The sequence below is a fragment of the Mitsuaria chitosanitabida ATCC BAA-476 = NBRC 102408 genome, from assembly GCF_001598255.1.
Taxonomy (GTDB): domain Bacteria; phylum Pseudomonadota; class Gammaproteobacteria; order Burkholderiales; family Burkholderiaceae_C; genus Roseateles; species Roseateles chitosanitabidus.
This window is the reverse complement of the sequence record NZ_BCYP01000001.1, coordinates 229,364-246,679: the sequence shown is the minus strand read 5'-3', so window position 1 is coordinate 246,679 and position 17,316 is coordinate 229,364. Positions and strand designations below refer to the sequence as shown.

The 17,316-nt window shown below is 70.7% G+C and carries 15 protein-coding genes, 1 tRNA gene, 1 pseudogene and 1 riboswitch; of the genes and pseudogenes, 14 read left to right on the top strand and 3 right to left on the bottom strand.

Annotated features, from left to right (window positions below; genetic code table 11):
* Window positions 1–46 precede the first annotated feature (46 nt).
* From MCHT01_RS01125 to rapZ, 3 genes are all read left to right on the top strand, one after another.
* Complete coding sequence (locus MCHT01_RS01125; RefSeq protein ID WP_067061142.1) at window positions 47–922, top strand: NAD kinase; 876 nt, start codon at window positions 47–49, stop codon at window positions 920–922.
* On the top strand, window positions 922–2,652 hold the full coding sequence (gene recN, locus MCHT01_RS01120) for a DNA repair protein RecN (RefSeq protein WP_174549024.1): 1,731 nt from the start codon (window positions 922–924) through the stop codon (window positions 2,650–2,652). Before MCHT01_RS01125 ends, recN begins: the two co-directional genes overlap by 1 nt.
* Before the next feature lie 122 nt (window positions 2,653–2,774).
* Entirely contained in the window at window positions 2,775–3,644 is an 870-nt protein-coding gene (gene rapZ, locus MCHT01_RS01115; protein ID WP_148661333.1) for an RNase adapter RapZ, read from the top strand.
* A gap of 83 nt (window positions 3,645–3,727) precedes the next feature.
* Here the strand turns inward: rapZ and MCHT01_RS01110 are convergent, their stop codons facing one another.
* Window positions 3,728–4,087: a hypothetical protein gene (locus tag MCHT01_RS01110; protein WP_148661328.1), complete on the bottom strand. Its 360-nt coding sequence runs from the start codon at window positions 4,085–4,087 to the stop codon at window positions 3,728–3,730.
* 244 nt (window positions 4,088–4,331) lie between these two features.
* Here MCHT01_RS01110 and MCHT01_RS01105 point away from each other — a divergent pair, with 244 nt between their 5' ends.
* Window positions 4,332–4,970: a hypothetical protein gene (locus tag MCHT01_RS01105; RefSeq protein WP_067061133.1), complete on the top strand. Its 639-nt coding sequence runs from the start codon at window positions 4,332–4,334 to the stop codon at window positions 4,968–4,970.
* Here the strand turns inward: MCHT01_RS01105 and mutY are convergent.
* Window positions 4,967–6,037, bottom strand: a complete 1,071-nt coding sequence (mutY, locus tag MCHT01_RS01100) for an A/G-specific adenine glycosylase (protein WP_084451502.1) — start codon at window positions 6,035–6,037, stop codon at window positions 4,967–4,969. The genes MCHT01_RS01105 and mutY overlap by 4 nt on opposite strands.
* A 107-nt stretch (window positions 6,038–6,144) precedes the next feature.
* Window positions 6,145–7,032 (bottom strand): bifunctional DNA-formamidopyrimidine glycosylase/DNA-(apurinic or apyrimidinic site) lyase, encoded by an 888-nt coding sequence (gene mutM, locus MCHT01_RS01095; RefSeq protein ID WP_067061131.1) that lies wholly within the window; start codon window positions 7,030–7,032, stop codon window positions 6,145–6,147.
* A gap of 185 nt (window positions 7,033–7,217) precedes the next feature.
* On the opposite strand from mutM, the gene MCHT01_RS01090 reads away from it, so the two are divergent.
* From MCHT01_RS01090 to cobU, 10 genes and pseudogenes are all read left to right on the top strand, one after another.
* Complete coding sequence (locus MCHT01_RS01090; protein ID WP_067061128.1) at window positions 7,218–9,077, top strand: tetratricopeptide repeat protein; 1,860 nt, start codon at window positions 7,218–7,220, stop codon at window positions 9,075–9,077.
* Entirely contained in the window at window positions 9,077–9,670 is a 594-nt protein-coding gene (locus MCHT01_RS01085) for an outer membrane lipoprotein LolB (protein ID WP_067061125.1), read from the top strand. The genes MCHT01_RS01090 and MCHT01_RS01085 overlap by 1 nt, the downstream gene beginning before the upstream one ends.
* A 130-nt stretch (window positions 9,671–9,800) precedes the next feature.
* Window positions 9,801–10,871, top strand: a complete 1,071-nt coding sequence (gene ispE / locus MCHT01_RS01080) for a 4-(cytidine 5'-diphospho)-2-C-methyl-D-erythritol kinase (RefSeq protein ID WP_084451500.1) — start codon at window positions 9,801–9,803, stop codon at window positions 10,869–10,871.
* 38 nt (window positions 10,872–10,909) lie between these two features.
* A tRNA-Gln gene (locus tag MCHT01_RS01075) sits at window positions 10,910–10,986 on the top strand.
* A gap of 68 nt (window positions 10,987–11,054) precedes the next feature.
* Window positions 11,055–12,017, top strand: coding sequence for a ribose-phosphate pyrophosphokinase (locus MCHT01_RS01070; RefSeq protein WP_067061122.1), 963 nt, complete (start codon window positions 11,055–11,057; stop codon window positions 12,015–12,017).
* A gap of 118 nt (window positions 12,018–12,135) precedes the next feature.
* Entirely contained in the window at window positions 12,136–12,753 is a 618-nt protein-coding gene (locus MCHT01_RS01065) for a 50S ribosomal protein L25/general stress protein Ctc (protein ID WP_067061120.1), read from the top strand.
* Window positions 12,754–12,867: 114 nt separating this feature from the next.
* Window positions 12,868–13,473: pseudogene (pth, locus tag MCHT01_RS01060) on the top strand (aminoacyl-tRNA hydrolase); the annotation flags it as partial.
* A 154-nt stretch (window positions 13,474–13,627) separates the two neighbouring features.
* Window positions 13,628–14,263, top strand: coding sequence for a hypothetical protein (locus MCHT01_RS01055; RefSeq protein WP_067061115.1), 636 nt, complete (start codon window positions 13,628–13,630; stop codon window positions 14,261–14,263).
* A riboswitch (cobalamin riboswitch) is annotated at window positions 14,259–14,557 on the top strand. Its footprint overlaps the gene before it by 5 nt.
* A gap of 132 nt (window positions 14,558–14,689) precedes the next feature.
* Window positions 14,690–16,594, top strand: a complete 1,905-nt coding sequence (locus MCHT01_RS01050; RefSeq protein WP_067061112.1) for a TonB-dependent receptor domain-containing protein — start codon at window positions 14,690–14,692, stop codon at window positions 16,592–16,594.
* A 48-nt stretch (window positions 16,595–16,642) separates the two neighbouring features.
* Entirely contained in the window at window positions 16,643–17,272 is a 630-nt protein-coding gene (gene cobU, locus MCHT01_RS01045) for a bifunctional adenosylcobinamide kinase/adenosylcobinamide-phosphate guanylyltransferase (protein ID WP_084451498.1), read from the top strand.
* Window positions 17,273–17,316 lie beyond the last annotated feature (44 nt).

Here is a 17,316-nt window from a genome sequence, read left to right as displayed (position 1 = left end):
CCCGACGACCCCGTCCAGTCACATCGCTGTGGTGTAATTCCGCGCTATGTCCAAGCGCTTCCAACACGTGGCGATCGTCGGAAAACCCCAGGCCCGGGGCATCCGCCCCATCCTGGAGGAGATTGCCGAATTCGTCGCCTCCCAGGGATTGGATGTTTCCCTGGAACAGGAAACCGCCGACAGCACCGGCATCACCTCCCTCCCCGCCCTGACCCACGCCGAGCTCGGCACCCAGTGCGACCTCGCCATCGTCGTCGGCGGCGACGGCACCATGCTGGGCTTCGGCCGCCAGGTCGCCCGCTACGGCCTCCCGCTCGTGGGCATCAACCAGGGCCGCCTGGGCTTCATCACCGACATCTCCACCGACGAGTACAAGGAAGCCCTCGCCTCCATCCTCGCCGGCGACTACGAGATCGAACACCGCTCCCTGCTCGAGGGCTCCGTCATCCGTGACGGCGAACAGATCTTCGCCGGCGTCGCCCTCAACGACGTCGTCGTCTCCCGCGGCGCCACCGCCGCCATGGTCGAGCTGCGCGTCGACGTCGGCGACGAGTTCGTCGCCAACATGCGCGCCGACGGCGTCATCGTCGGCACCCCGACCGGCTCCACCGCCTACGCGCTCTCCGCCGGCGGCCCCATCCTCCACCCCGGCATCGCCGGCTGGGTGCTGCTCCCGATCGCGTCCCACGCGCTGTCCAACCGCCCCATCGTCCTGCCCGACAACGGCGAGGTCCGCCTCACCATCGTCGCCGGCCGCGACGCCAGCGTGAACTTCGACATGCAGGCCCTGGCCTCGCTGCTGCACGGCGACTGCATCACCGTGCGCCGCTCCCAGCACCGCGCCCCCTTCCTCCACCCCCGCGGCTGGAGCTACTACGCGACCCTGCGCCGCAAGCTGCGCTGGAACGAAGGAAACAGCTGATGCTGCGCCGCCTCGCGCTCAAGGACTTCGTCATCGTCCCGGCCCTGGAGCTCGACTTCGCCGCCGGCTTCTCCGCCCTCACCGGTGAAACCGGCGCCGGCAAGTCCATCCTGATCGACGCCCTGCAGCTCGCCCTCGGCTCCCGCGGCGACGCCGCCGTCGTCCGCGAAGGCGCGCCCCGCGCCGAGATCGCCGCCGAGTTCGACCGCCCCGCCGCCCTCGCCCCCTGGCTGGAGGAAGCGGGCTTCGAAGCCTCCAGCGACGGCGCCGCCGACACGTTGCTGCTGCGCCGCGTCATCGACGCCCAGGGGAAGAGCCGCGCCTGGATCAACGGCGGCACCGCCACCGTCGCCCAGCTGCGCGAGCTCGCCGAACACCTGCTCGACATCCACGGCCAGCACGCCTGGCAAGGCCTGACCCGCCCCGCCAGCGTGCGCGAGCTGCTCGACGGCTTCGCGCTGATCGACACCAAACCCCTGGCCGCCGCCTTCTCCGATTGGCGACAAGCCACCGAGACGCTCAGCGCCGCCCGCGCCAAGCAGTCCGACCTCGCCCGCGAGCACGAACGCCTGAGCTGGCAGATCGGCGAGGTCGACCGCCTCGCCCCCGGCGCCGACGAGTGGGACGAGCTCAACGCCGAGCACCAGCGCCTGTCGCATGCGCAATCGCTGATGGACGCCGCCCGCGGCGCCCTCGAACGCGTCGCCGAGGCCGAGATCAACGCGGAATCGCTCACCGACGAGGCGCTGTCCGCGCTCCAGGACGTGCTGGGCTACGACGCCGGCCTGCAGGACACCGTCAACGCGCTGCTCGGCGCGCAGGCCCAGCTGCAGGACGCCGCCCACAGCCTGAGCTCCTACCTGAACGCCGCCGATCTGGATCCCGATCGGCTGCAGCAGCTCGACGACCGGCTGTCCGCCTGGGTCACGCTGTCGCGCCGCTACCGTCGCCAGCCGGCCGAGCTGCCCGCGCTGCTCGCCGAATGGAAGGCGGAGCTCGCGCAGCTCGACGCCGCCGCCGACCTCGAGGGCCTGCAAGCGAAGCAGGCCACCGCGCTCAAGGCCTTCCAGAAGGAAGCCAGGACCGTCAGCACGGCTCGCGCGAAGGCCGCGCCGGCCCTGTCGAACGCGGTCTCGCAGGCCATGCAGCAGCTGGGCATGTCCGGCGGCCGCTTCGAGGTCGCGCTGCTCCCGCAGGACGAGCCCCAGAGCTTCGGTCTGGAATCGGCGGAGTTCCTGGTTGCCGGCCACGCCGGCAGCACGCCGCGTCCGCTGGGCAAGGTCGCCTCCGGCGGCGAACTCTCGCGCATCGCGCTGGCCATCGCGGTCACGACCAGCCAGAAGAACGCCGGAGCCGGCACGCTGATCTTCGACGAGATCGACGCGGGCGTCGGTGGCGCCGTCGCCGAGACCGTCGGCCGCCTGATGAAGCAGCTGGGCCGGCGCGCCCAGGTGCTCGCCGTCACCCACCTGCCGCAGGTCGCCGCCTGCGCGGATCACCACTTCCTCGTCGCCAAGGCGCTCAAGGACGGCAAGACCAATTCCGACGTGCGCCCGATTTCCGGCGAGGCCCGCACCGCCGAGATCGCCCGCATGCTCGGCGGCGAACGCCTGTCCTCCACCTCCCTCGCCCATGCGCAGGAGATGCTGGAGCTGTCCGCCAAGGCCGCGTCCGGTGACGCGCCCTCGACCCTCGCCCCGCCCTCCTCCTCGAAGAAAGTGAAGCCGTGAACGCGCCCGATCCGACCCTGTCCTCCGGCGCCGATCAGCCCCCTTCGTCCCCCTCGTCCGAGGCCGACGCCCAGGCCCGACTCGGCGCCCAGCTCGCGCCCGGTGCCCAGCCCGCCGGCTCGCTGCGCAACGGGGATGTCGTCCTGGTCACCGGCATGTCCGGCGGCGGCAAGTCCATCGCGATGCACGCGCTCGAGGACGCCGGCTTCTACTGCGTCGACAACCTGCCGCCCGAGCTGCTCCCGCAGTTCCTCGAGCTCGAGCGTCAGCGCGGCTGGCGCCGCGTCGCCATCGCGGTCGACGTGCGCAGCGCGGGCTCGCTGCCTCAGCTGCTGCTGCACATCAAGGAGATGCGCCACAGCGGCATCTCGATCCGGGCGATCTTCCTGGACGCCGACAACGACACCCTGCTGCGCCGCTTCTCCGAGACGCGTCGCCCGCACCCGCTGCGCGTTGGCAACGACGACGGCGACACCCATCGCGCGCTGCAGGAAGCCATCGCGCTGGAGCGCGAGCTGCTCACGCCACTGCGCATGGAGTCCACCGTCATCGACAGCAGCCAGCTGCGCCCGGCCCAGCTGCGCGCCTGGGTGCGCGACCTGGTGCGCGCGAGCGGCTCCTCGCTGACGCTGGTGTTCGAGTCCTTCGCCTTCAAGCACGGCGTGCCCAGCGATGCGGACTTCGTCTTCGACGTCCGCGTGCTGCCCAATCCGTACTACGACCGCGAGCTGCGTCCGCTGACCGGCCGCGACGAACCCGTGGCGGCCTATCTCGAGGTCCAGCCCGAGGTGCGCTTGATGCTCAGCCAGATCGGCGCCTTCATCGCGCAGTGGCTGCCGAACTTCGCGCAGGACCAGCGCAGCTACCTCACGGTGGCGATCGGCTGCACCGGGGGCCAGCACCGCTCGGTCTATCTGGTGGAGACCCTGGCCAAGCAATTCGCCTTCCACGGTCAGGTGCTCAAGCGGCACCGGGAACTGGACGCGCGCTGAACGGCGCGGCCGGGTCGCGTCCCGCGCCCGGTCGGTGCCTCATGCCGGCCCGCGCTCGGGCCCGGCGGGCGTGAAGGTGGCGTTCAGAGCTGCGTCTGCGCCGCGGCCTGGTTGTCCATGTCCTGCGCCTGGTTGAACAGCAGGATGCCCAGCACCACCGACGCGAACGGCAGCAGGACCACCACGCCCACCATCCACGCCATCCACGGGGCGCCTCCGCGGCCCGCGCGCTTGAGCGCCAGCCCCATGTAGACCCAGTGCGCGCACAGGGCGGCGAACAGGCCCAGTCCGAACATGGTCGCCCGCGCCGCATCCACCTCGCCGGCCTGCGAATCGCTGATCAGGAACCAGAGACAGACCCCGCTGGCGAGCAGCGCGATGAAGGCGGATTCCAGAGCGCTCTTCAGAGGGGCGGCGGCCCCCGGCGTGACGGCGTTCGACATGATGTCCCTGATGGTCGTGGCGGGCCGCTGTGCGGCGATCGCGCGAGCATAGCGCGCCCCGCGAACGGCCATAACGAATTCGATGGCCTCGGCCCTCAAATGGACTAGCCATTTCCCCCAGGCCCACCCGCACATGGGACTCCGCCGAGGCCCTCATCCTGGCGTCGAGGTGACTGAGCGAGGGCGGGGATGCCGACGACAGGTCGTGGCGACCCGCTTTCCCGCCACCATCCGAAGTCCCGCCATGTCTGTTCCCCGCAAGGCCGAGCCCCTGACCCACGCGTCGCAGGACGCCACCGCCCCGGCCCTGCCGGCCTCTCACCCCCAGGGAGCGTTCGCGCCGGACCCGGCCCGGCTTCGAGCCTTCAAGACCCTGGTCCGCGAGCGGGCCGGCCTGCTCCACGCCACCGCCGCGCGTTGGCGCGGCGCCGACGAAGCGCTGCGGCGGCGCGTCCGGCTGCTGTTGTCCGAGGCCTGCCGATTGGACGACTCTCCATTGGCGACCTGCGCGAATCTCACGGAGCTGGCCCGGCGCTTGGACGCCCTGCCGCCGGCGCTGCATCACGTCGCCGGCCATTTCGAGGCGCTGCACGTCCTGCAGCTGGAACTGGACCGGCTTCATGCGGCGCTCCGGGAGACCTCGCCCCGGCGGCACCTGGCCGATTGGGAGATCGGCTACGCGCGCATGAACGCCGATGGCGCGCAGAACTGGCTGTCCAAGGTCCGGCGCGCCATCGAGGCGGGCCGGCTCGACGTGGTCCCGACGCAGCTCGAGCTCGCCAAGGGCCACCTGGACCAGGCGAGCGAGCTGCTCGTCCGCGCCGTCCTGCCGGAGTGTGGCAACGTGAACGATCCCGACCCGCCGCGCATGGGCGAGCGTTAGTCCAACAGCTTGCGCAGTGGCGCCGGCAGCGCGTAGTCGCCGAGCCGCTCCCGCGCCACCCACACGCCCTCGCCCGCCGGCCGGGCCTCGCGCGGCAGCAGCGCGCGGCGCGGATGCAGCAGCCAGTCGAAATGCGTGAGTACGTGCTTGACGCGTGGCAGCGTCTCCGGGGCCGCGACGCCCAGCGCCGCGCTTTGCGCCGTCAAGGCCGATTCGTCGTCGAACAAGGGCAGCGTCCACAGCCCGCCCCAGACGCCCTCGGCGGGCCGCTGCTGCAGCCACACGCGGCCCTCATGCTCGATCCACAGCCACCAGTTCTCCCGGCTGCCGCGCTTGAGCTTCTTCGTCTTGATCGGATAGCGCGCGGGCTCGCCCTCGGCCAGACCCGCGCACAACTCGGACACCGGACACAGCAGGCATTGCGGCGAGCGCGTCGCGCAGTGGCTCGCGCCCAGATCCATCATCCCCTGCGTGTAGGCGGGCATGTCGTCGGCGGACACGGGCAGCAGCGCCTCGGCCAGTCGCCACAAGCGCTTCTCCTGCGCCGCCGAGGCGAGGTCGCCGTCGAACGCCAGCAACCGCCCCAGCACGCGCTTGACGTTGCCATCCAGGATCGCGACCCGCTCGCCGAAGCAGAAGGACGCGATCGCCGCCGCGGTCGAGCGGCCGATGCCGGGCAGCTCGGCCAGCGCCGCGGCGCTCGGCGGGAAGGCGCCGCCGTGGCGCTCGACCACGGCCTGCGCGCATTTGTGCAGGTTGCGCGCCCGGCTGTAGTAACCCAGCCCCGCCCACGCGGCCATCACCTCGTCGTTGGGCGCGGCCGCCAGCGCGGCCACGTCGGGGAAGCGTTCCAGGAAGCGGCGGTAGTAGCCCAGCACCGTCGTCACCTGCGTCTGCTGCAGCATGATTTCCGACAGCCAGACCCGGTACGGATCGCGCGTGTTCTGCCACGGCAGGTCGTGACGGCCCTCGCGACGCTGCCAGGCGAGCAGCCGTGGCGCGAAGTCGTCGCGCAGGTCGTTCACGCGGGTGTCGAGGTCGTGGTCGGTCAGCGGCGTCGTGGGCATGGAAGCGGGGCTCGCGGCGGGGGCCGCTGGCGCGGATCGAGGCATGGGATCGGGACTGTGGAAGGCGGGATCAGCGTGTGGCGGCGGGTGCTCGACGGGCGGCGCGATCAGCGCTTCTGGCAGCTCGGGCAGAAGAAGGTGGAGCGCTGGCCCTGGACGATGCGCCGGATCGGCGTGCCGCAGTGGCGGCACGCCTCGCCCTCGCGGCCGTAGACCCGGGCCTGCATCTGGAAGCTCCCCGCGACCCCGTGCGCGTCCTTGAAGTCGCGCAGCGTGGTGCCGCCCGCCTCCAGGGCCTCGCCCAGCACCTGGCGCAGCGCGCCGGCGAGCCTGGCCGCGCGCGGCCGGCTGATCTTGCCCGCCGCCAGCCGCGGGTCGATGCCCGACATGAACAGCGCCTCGCAGGCGTAGATGTTGCCGGCACCGACCACCACGTCGCCCGCCAGGATCGCCTGCTTGACCGGCACGCGCCGGCCGCGGAAGCGCTCATGCAGATGGTCGCCGTGGAATTCGATGTCGAAGGGCTCCAGCCCGATGCGGGACAGCAGCTTGGCGGCCGGGTCGGCCTCCAGGCCGGGCGACCACAGCACCGCGCCGAAGCGCCGCGGATCGGTCAGCCGCAGGACGCCGCGGTCCGTGACCAGGTCGAAATGATCGTGCGGGCCGGCCACGGGCGGCAGCTCGCGAAAGGCCAGCGAGCCCGACATGCCCAGGTGCAGCAGCAGCCCGCCGGCGTCGTCGGCGAGCGCCGCGACGTCCGCATCCGCGGCAGGGGTCGCCTGCGCCGACACCACGGCGGGGCGGGCCTCCAGCGGCAGCCACAGGTACTTGCCCCGCCGCTGCGCCGCGCCGACGCGCCGGCCGACCAGCGATTCCGGACTCACGCCCAGCGGCCATCGCAGCGGCTTGCCCAGCCGCACGGCCAGCACGCGCGCCCCTTCGATGGCGAGGGCAAAACTCCGTCGTGTAACTTCAACTTCCGGCAACTCGGGCATCCCAAGATCATAGAGGTCACCCACTTCCCGGGGGGCCGAGGGGCCTCCGCCGCGCCCGTGGGCACCCTCCTCGAGGGGGGTGCCGCCGGGCTCCCGGCGAGGCGCCGATTGCTTCCCTAGAATGGTCCGCGGCTTGCCCTGGTTCCGACCGGGCCCGCCCTCACGCCCAGTTCAGGAGTCACGTCATGTCCGCCCTCGCGCGCCACCGCTGGTGGCTCTCCGTCGCCCTCGCCCTGAGCTGCGCCGCCCATGCCCAATCCGCGCCCGAGCCGGCCGCGCCCGCCGCCTCGGCCACGCCCGCAGACCCGGCGGCACCGGCCAGCGACGCCGCTTCGGCGCCCGAGGCCGCGGCCTCCGCGCCCATCGTCAATTCCGACATCGACGCGCCGCTGTTCTATCAACTGCTGGTGGGCGAGCTCGAACTCCAGGGCGGCCAGCCCGGCGTCGCCTACCAGGTGATGCTGGACGCCGCGCGCCGCACCGGCGACGAGGAGCTCTTCCGCCGCGTCGTGCAGATCGCGCTGCAGGCGCGCGCCGGTGACCAGGCCGTCATCGCCGCCCGCGCCTGGCGCGACGCGGTGCCCGAATCGCTCGAGGCCCATCGCACGCTGATCCAGCTGCTGGCCCTGCTGAACCGCCCCGCCGAGGTGCCGCCGGCGCTGCGCTCGCTGATGGCGATCACGCCGGCCGCCGACCGCGCGGGCCTGCTGGCCGGACTGCCCGGCCTGTTCCAGCGCAATCCCGAGCCCGCCCGCGTGCAGGAGGCCTTCGAGCCCCTGCTGCGCGAGGCCGCCGCCAAGCCCGAGACCCGCTTCGCCGCGCTGATGGTGGCGGCGCGCTTCGCGCAGCTGGCCGGCAACTACGAGACCGCGCTGGTCCACACCCGCGCGGCCGCCAAGGATTTCCCGGACCGTGACGAGCCCCTGGGCATGGCGCTGGAGTTGCTGCCCCACCGCCCCGAGGCCGAAGCCCTGATCACCGCCGAGCTGCAGGCCCATCCCGACAAGCAGTCGCTGCGCATCGGCTACGGCCGCGCGCTGGCCCGGGCACAACGCCCCGCCGACGCCGCACGGGAGTTCCGCATCCTGACCCAGGAAGCGCCCGACGTCGCCGGCCATTGGCTGGCGCTGGGCTCGCTGGAACTGGACCTGCAACACCCCGAGGCCGCCGAGCAGGCGCTGCAGCGCTACATGACGCTGGTGGGCAAGCCCCCCGGTCCGCCCACCACGCTGGCCGAGCGCGCCTCCGACGCCATCGGCGGCCTGATCCAGGAGCGCGAGCTGCGCCAGCAAGGCCAGCTGCTGCTGGCGCAGGCGGCCGAGATGCGCGGCGACCTCAAGACCGCGGAGGCACGCCTGAGCAAGATCGACGCGGCGCCCGGCAACCTCGACATCACCTATCGCCGCGCCTCGCTGCTGGCGCGCCAGGGCAAGCTCGACCAGGGTCTGAAGCTGCTGCGCGAGATGCCCGCCGAACGCGACCAGGATCGCCGCGCCCAGGTGCTGGCCGAGTCCCAGCTGCTGCGCGACAACCGCCAGTGGCAGGCCGCCTACGACGTGCTGGCGCAGGCGAGCGCCAAGAGCCCCGAGGACGCCGACCTGATCTACGAGCAGTCGATGATGGCCGAGAAGCTCGGCCGCGCCGACGAGATGGAGACGCTGCTGCAGAAGGTCATCCAGCTCAAGCCCCAGCATTACCACGCGTACAACGCACTGGGCTACTCGCTGGCGGATCGCAACCAGCGCCTGGACGAGGCGCGCGACCTGATCTCCAAGGCGCTGAGCTTCGCCCCGGGCGAGCCCTTCATCGTCGACAGCATGGGCTGGGTGGAGTTCCGCCTGGGCCGACTGGGCGAGGCCGAACGTCTGCTGCGCCAGGCCTACGGCTCCCGCCCCGACGCGGAGATCGCCGCCCACCTGGGCGAGGTGCTGTGGGCCGCGGGCCAGAAGGACGAAGCGCGCCGCGTCTTCGCCGACGCCGCCAAGCGCGACCCGCGCAACGAGGCGCTGGCCGCCACGATGCAGCGCCTGCAGGTCCGCCCCTGATGCGGCGCCGCGGATTCAACGGCGCGCTCGCGCTGGTGGCGGGCGCGTCGCTGTTCGCGCTGGCGGGCTGCAGCTCGGTCCCCAAGGTCAGCGCCGACGAGGCCGCCGCGCTCGCGGACGCGCCGCGCCTGACCGGCAAGTTCGGGCTGATCGTCCCAGCCGGCCCCGGCGGCCAGCCGCGCGCCCAGAACGTCACCGCCAACTTCGAGCTGCTGGGCGACCCCAGGCGCGGTCAGCTCGAGATGAGCACCCCGATGGGCAGCCTGGTCGCGCGCGTCTCGTGGAAGCCGGGCGGCGCCTCGGTCCGCACGCCCGACGGCGAGCGCGAGTACGACGACATCGACGCGCTGACGCAGGACCTGCTCGGCGAGGCCCTGCCGGTACGGGCGCTGTTCGACTGGCTGCGCGGCCGCCCCTGGCCGCAGGCGCCCCATCGGGCCTCGAGCGACAAGGGCTTCGAGCAACTCGGCTGGCAGGTCGACCTGCAGCGCTTCGACGATCAGCTGATTTCGGCCCAGCGCCTCAATCCGAATGGCGCGCAACCGCTGGCCACGCTGCGGTTGAAACTCGACGCGCCCGCCGCCGCCCAGTAATTCCCTTGCGTCGCGCTGGGGTATTGCGAAGAAAATCCGGGCAGTTTTCACCAGGTATTCGCGACTGGCCCGTTAATCGCACAATCGGCGCCGGAATATCACTCGCCCATCGGGCCGCATACTGCGCGCCATGTCGACGTCCATGACCTCCTCTTCCAATCCCGGGCCGCTCAAGGCGCTGTACGACGTGCCCGCGCCGGCCAAGCTCAACCTGTTCCTGCACGTGGTGGGCAAGCGTCCGGATGGCTATCACCTGCTGCAGTCGCTGTTCATCCTCATCGACTGGGCGGACACGCTGCACTTCGAGCGCCGCGAGGACGGCGCCCTGCACCGCCACGACCGTGGCGACGCACTGCCTCCGGACGACCTGTGCCTGCGCGCCGCACGCGCGCTGCAGCAGGCCAGCGGCACCGCCTTCGGCGTGGACCTGCACATCGAGAAGCGCCTGCCCAGCGGGGCGGGCATGGGGGGCGGCTCGTCGGACGCGGCCAGCACGCTGCTGGCGCTGAACCGGCTGTGGGGGCTGAACTGGTCTCGCGAGCGGCTGCTGCCGATCGCGCTGAAGCTGGGCGCGGACGTGCCCTTCTTCGTGGGCGGACGCAACGCCTTCGTCGAAGGCATCGGGGAGATCCTGACCCCGATCGAGGTGCCCGAGCTGCGCCTGGCGGTGGTCAAACCGGCCGTCAGCATCGGCACCAAGGAAATTTTTTCGAGCCCCCTCTTGCAGAGGTCAGAAAGCGTGGCTATAGTAGCGGGCTTTCCTGCAGCGAACGGCAGACGCAGCGAAGACAGTCTGGAAACAGATTCTCCGAGCAACGAAACCGGAAGCTTGGGCGAACGCAAGGGCAGTATGTCCAGCGACCGCCAAACGCAAGAAATACTCGTGCAGCAGCTGTACGACGGGTGGGGCAGAAATGATCTGCAAGCACCTGCGGAAGCCGCGAGTCGCGAAGTATCGACAGCGCTTGAATGGTTGCAAACCCGCTACGAAAATTCTCGAATGACGGGTTCAGGCAGTGCGGTTTTTGGTATAGTTCGGCCCTCGCTAAACGCAGCGCAGAAAACAGACACGGTCACCGGCCCTGAGAGCAATCTCAAGGCGACACCGGAAGGTGAGTTCCAAGAACTCCCGGATGGTTGGGTCGGAAGGATGTGTCGCAGTCTGACGGTTCACCCGCTTCGCGGTTGGGCAGAAGACTGAAGGTTGTAGGGTGTCGTGCTTCGCACGGTGTCCTGTGTAGGGGAGTCGCCAAGTTGGTTAAGGCATCGGATTTTGATTCCGACATGCGAGGGTTCGAGTCCTTCCTCCCCTGCCAAATTCTCAGTTCTCAATCCGGGACCCGCTGGGTTGGCCACCGGGCCAGAAATCTAAGGATGGCCCGCTGTGCTGCTCAATACCGTGCTCTTCACGGGTAACGCTAACCCGTCCCTCTCCAAAGAAATCGCCACGCACCTGGGCCTCGAGCTCGGCAAGGCCGTGGTCGGTCGCTTTTCCGATGGCGAAGTCGCCGTCGAGATCCAGCAGAACGTCCGCGCCCGCGATGTCTTCATCGTCCAGCCCACCTGCGCGCCGACGAACGAGAACCTGATGGAACTGCTGATCATGGTCGATGCGATGAAGCGCGCCAGCGCGCGCCGCATCACCGCCGTGATCCCCTACTTCGGTTATGCCCGCCAGGATCGCCGCCCGCGCTCGACGCGCGTCCCGATCTCGGCCAAGGTCGTCGCCAACCTGCTGGAAACCGTCGGCGTCGAGCGCGTCCTGACGATGGACCTGCACGCCGACCAGATCCAGGGCTTCTTCGACATCCCGGTCGACAACATCTACGCCTCGCCGGTGCTGCTGTCGGACCTGAAGGCCCGCAACTACAGCGACCTGGTGGTGGTCAGCCCCGACGTCGGCGGCGTGGTCCGCGCCCGCGCGCTGGCCAAGCAGCTGGGTTGCGACCTGGCGATCATCGACAAGCGCCGCCCCGCCGCCAACGTCTCCGAAGTGATGCACGTGATCGGCGAGATCGACGGCCGCAACTGCGTGATCATGGACGACATGATCGACACCGCCGGCACGCTGGTGAAGGCGGCCGAGGTCCTGAAGGACCGCGGCGCCAAGAGCGTCTTCGCGTACTGCACGCACCCGATCCTGTCCGGCCCGGCCATCGAGCGCATCTCGAGCTCGCAGCTGGACGAGGTGGTCATCAGCAACACGATCCCGCTTTCCGAGGCCGCCAAGGCCTGCGGCAAGATCCGTCAGCTGTCGGTCGCGTTCCTGTTCGCCGAGACCATCCGCCGCATTTCGGATGGCGAGTCGGTGACGTCGCTGTTCAGCGAGCAGAACAACAACTTCTGATCGCGCAATGAGTTCAGGCCGTTGTCCGCGAGGACAGCGGCTTTTTCGCGAAGGTGCCTGGTCGCGGGGCCTTCATCCGGTGCGTCACGGTGGCGTACCGGCAACTTTGGAGTCTGATATGAAATTCGTCGCTTTTGAGCGCAAGCTGCAGGGGACCGGAGCGAGCCGCCGCCTGCGTTTCGCCGGCAAGGTTCCTGGCATCGTTTACGGCGCTGGTGAGCCGGCCGTCATCGAGCTGGACCACAACGCCCTGTACCACGCCATGAAGAAGGAAGCTTTCCACAGCTCCATCCTCGACATGGAAGTGGACGGCAAGGTCACGCAGGTCCTGCTGCGCGACTTCCAGATGCACCCCTACAAGCAGCAAGTGCTGCACGTGGACTTCCAGCGCGTCGACGCGACGACGAAGATCACGAAGAAGGTCCCCCTGCACTTCGTGGGCGAAGCCGAATCGCCGGCCGTCAAGACCGACAAGGGCACGATCAACCACGTGCTGACCCAGCTGGAAATCACCTGCCTGGCCCAGCAGCTGCCCGAGTTCATCGAAGTCGACCTGAGCGGCGTCACCCTGGGTCACTCGGTCCACGTGAACGACCTCAAGCTGGCTGACCACATCAAGGTCGTCACGCACGGCAAGCCGAACCCGGTCATCGCGACCCCGGTCGCCGCGGTCGTGGAAGAGATCATCGTGGCAGCCGCTCCGGCCGCCGACGACAAGAAGAAGAAGAAGAAGTAATTTCTTCTTTCGCGAGACGGGCGCGGACCTGACGAGGCCCGTGTCCATCGCCCCGACGAAGGCCCCGCTTGCGGGGCCTTCTGCTTTTCGGGGCTGCACAGATAATCCCGCCCCATGATTCGTCTCTTTGTCGGCCTGGGCAATCCCGGCCCTGAATACGAGGACACCCGCCACAATGCCGGGTTCTGGTGGATCGACGCGCTGGCGCGCGGCCTCAAGGTCACCCCTCAGCTGGACGTGAAGTACCACGGCCTCGTGGCCCGCGTGAACGACGCGCCCGGCACCTCGGGTCCCATCTGGCTGCTGCAGCCGATGACCTACATGAATCTCTCCGGCAAGTCGGTGGCGGCGCTGGCGCGCTTCTTCAAGATCGCGCCCGAGGAGATCCTCGCCATCCACGACGAGCTGGAGATTGCCCCGGGCGAGCTCAAGCTCAAGCAGGGTGGCGGCAATGCCGGCCACAACGGGCTCAAGGACATGCAGGCCCAACTGGGCAGCGGCGACTTCTGGCGGCTGCGGCTGGGCATCGGCCATCCGGGCCACAAGGGCGAGGTCGCCGGGTACGTGCTGCGCAAGCCGCCGCTGGCCGAGCGCCAGGCGGTCGAGGACAGCATCGGCAAGTCGCTCGAGGCCTTCAAGTTCTTCGCCTCGGGCGACATGGCCAAGGCCGTGGCGCTGGTGCATGCGAAGCCACCGCGCCCCAAGCCGCCCCGTCCGGCGAACCTGCCGCCCGCCGGCGAACGCCCGCCGCGCGACAAGGCACCCAAGCCCGCCACGGTCGACAGCAAGGCCGCGAACGCGCCCGCGGACGATGCGGTCGCCGCGCCCTCGCCGACACCCCCTTCTCCCCCTTCCGCCTCCTCCGGAGACTGACATGCCCCTGCGCCCCGCCCCGATCCTGACGACAGCTGTTCTGGTCCTCATGCTCGGCGCGGCAAGCGCGCAAGGGCGGTCTCAGGCGGGGCAATCGCCGGCGCCGATCCCGGCGGGCGCCCCGTCGGCCGCGGCGCCGACAAGTGCCGGATCGCCCACGACGCCGACGCGCGTCAGGGCCGAGCCCCCGCCGCCGCAGGTCTATCACCGCTGCGGCCCCAACGGCGCGGATCTGCGAGCCACGCCCTGCCCCGAGGGCGAGAAGAGCCAACCCACCGAACTCAGGCGCGACAGCGTCAGCCCGGCCGAGGCCGCGGCGGCCCGCCAGCGGGTGGCGGACGAATCGCGCGCCACCGACGCGCTGCGCAAGGAGCGCGAACGCCAGGAAGCCGCCCGGCCCCGGTCCGGCGCCGCCGGCATCGATGGCCGGATCGGCAAGGCGCAGGACGCGCAACCCGCCCGGCCCGCCGATCCGAAGAAGCGCAAGCCCAAGGATCCCAAGCCGTCCAAGCCCAAGCCCGCCAAACCGCCGAAGCCCCCCAAGGCCCCGAAGGTGCCCAAGCCCCGGCCGCCGGTGCCCAGCACCGAGGCCGTCGGCACCGGCGGGGCGAACGTCACGATGGGCCCGCGCCGCTAGAATGCGCGCCGTTGGTGCTCGCGCAGGCATTGCGTCCTGCGCAGTTAAACGGGAATCAGGGAGTCGCCGCATCGACGATGCGCAGCCAACCTGAGCTGTCCCCGCAACGGTAAGTGGCCGCCGGCCGCGCGCTCCCGATCCTTTGACGACTTCGCCCGCCTCGCGGTGGCGTCGGCGTTGCCGGATCCGCGCCGACCGGCACTGTCTGTCCCCATGTCCACTGGCGCTCCGCGCTGGGAAGGACGCAGACGGCGCGCCATCAGCCCGGAGACCGGCCAACAGGTGGCGCCCATGGCGCGATCCAGGACCTCCCCCGCGACCTCGCCTCACCGGCGGGCGCGGACGCCACTGGACGCACGCCCGGGCGCCGTGTCACGGACGGCCCGCGGGAAACAGGCCATCCGGATCGTCGTTGGCTCTCTTCTCATGACTCCGTCCGCCTCGCGCGCCGGCCTTCGCGCCCGCACGCTGCTCGCCCTCACCCCGATGGCGCTGGCCTCGCTCGCCTGCACCTCGGCCCTGGCCCAGTCCGCCAGTTCCTCCGCCACCAACCACCGCCTGGACGACGTCACCGTCACCGCGACACGCAGCCCGATGCGGCTCGCCGACGCGATCGGCGACCTGACCGTCATCAACCGCGAGGCCATCGAGCGCCAGGGCTTCGGCTCCATCGCCGACCTGCTCCGCAACGTCGCCGGCCTGCAGATGACCCGCAACGGCGGCCCCGGTGCCAGCACCTCCGTCTACATCCGCGGCGCCGAGACCCGCCACACCGTCGTGCTGATCGACGGTGTGCGCATCGACGGCCAGTCCAGCGGCGGCGCCAGCTGGCAGAACCTGCCGGTCTCGCAGATCGAGCGCATCGAAGTGCTCAAGGGCCCGGCCAGCGCGCTGTACGGCTCCGACGCCATCGGCGGCGTGGTGCAGATCTTCACCCGCAAGGGCGCCGGCCGTCCGCAGCTGGACCTGGGCCTGGGCGCCGGCAGCTACGGCCAGGTCAAGGCCGACGCCGCCATCAGCGGCGGCACGGCCGTCTTCGACTACGCCGCCTCGCTGGCGATGGACCGCGGCACCGGCTTCAACGCCTTCACCAACACCAAGAGCAGCTCCTACAACGACGACAAGGACGGCTGGCGCAACTACGCCGGCAGCCTGCGTCTGGGCGGCCAGCTGGCCGAGGGTCAGCGCCTGGAGTTCCTGGGCCTGAAGAGCCGCGGCGACAGCGGCTACGACGCCGGCAAGAACGCCGACGATCGCGCCATCACCGACACCCTGGCCGCGCGCCTGGGCTTGAACTCCACCTGGAACGCGGCGCTGTCGACGCAGCTGTCGCTGAGCCAGTCGGAAGAGAACTACGAGACCAAGCCGAGCTCGCCCTACCTGACCAAGACCCGCATCCGCGCGGCCTCGGCGCAGGCCTTCTACAAGATCGACGCCCACCAGCAGGTCAACGCCGTGCTGGAGCGCCGCGAGGATCGGCTGGAAAACACCAGCCTGGTGAGCGGTGGCGCGGCCAAGCGCAGCGAGAACGCGCTGGGCCTGAGCTACCTCGCGACCCTGGGCGCCTTCAGCCTGCAGGCGCACGGCCGCCACGACAAGGACAGCGAGTTCGGCGGCATCGACACGGGCAGCCTCTCGGCCGGCTACAAGCTGGGTGGCGGCTGGCGGGTGACGGCCTCGGCCGGCAACGCCTTCCGCGCGCCGACGCTGTACCAGCGCGGCAGCGTCTACGGTCCCGACCTGAGCAAGCCTGGCGTCGCGCCGCTGCGTCCCGAGCGCGCGCACAACCAGGAAGCCGGCCTGGGCTGGGCGGACGGCGGCTACGACCTCGAGGTCACCACCTTCCACAACCGCGTCACCGACCTGATCGTCTTCGGCGCGGCGGGGACCTGCAACTCGACCTTCGGCTGCTACGGCAACGTGTCCCGCGCGCTGCTCAAGGGCACCAGCCTGAAGGGCGGCGCCCAGTGGGGCCCGGTGCGCCTGAGCGGCACGGCCGAGTTCATCGACCCGACCGACAGCACCACCGGCAAGCTGCTGCCGCGCCGCGCCAAGCGCTTCGGCACGCTGCGCGCCGAGACGGTGGTGAAGGACTGGACGCTGGGCGCGAACGTCGTGGGCTCCAGCGCACGCTGGGACAACGCCGCCAACACCACGCGCCTGACCGGCTACGGCCTGCTGAACCTGGACGCGCAAGTGGCCGTGGCCAAGGATTGGCGTGTGCAGCTGAACCTGGACAACGCGTTCGACCGCAAGATCCAGACGGCCAACTTCTACCAGCAGGCGGGCCGCACCGTGTTCGTCACGCTGCGTTACTCGCCGACGCTGTAAGGTCGCGGCTTTCGTCCCCCGCCCGCCCCCTGCTCCCCTGGAGATCCCATGCCCGCCCACCAGCTCATCGTCGGAGGCCAGCGCAGCGGCAAGTCCCGCCACGCGGAACGCCTGGCGCTGCGCTGGGCGGCGCGGCCGGGACAGCGGGTGGCGGTGATCGCCACGGCCGAGGCGCATGACGACGAGATGCGCGCCCGCATCGCGCGTCATCGCGCCGAGCGCCCGGCGGGCTTCGACACCGTCGAGGCGCCGCTGGCGCTGTGCGACGCCCTGCGCGCGCACGCGGCGCCGGAGCGCCTGCTGGTGGTGGACTGCCTGACCCTGTGGCTGACCAACTGGCTGATGCCCATGCACGGCGCGCCGCGGCTGGACGACTGGCGCGCCGAGTGCGCGAGCCTGCAACGCCTGCTTCCCCAGCTGAGCTCGCCCGTCGTCTTCGTGTCCAACGAGGTCGGCTGGGGCGTGATGCCGATGGGCCGCGAGGTGCGGGCCTATGTGGACGAGCTGGGCCGGCTCAACCAGCTGGTCGCGCGGCAATGCGCCGAGCTCACCCTGATGGTGGCGGGCCAGCCCTGGACGCGACCGGTGGACCCGATGGACACGAGCGACGCGCCCGCTCGCGACAAGCGATTCCTGCCCGACGATCCGGCCACGGAATCCGAGGAGAACGACGAATGACTTCGACCGCCACCCACCCGGTGCCCACGCCCGCCTCGGCGTCG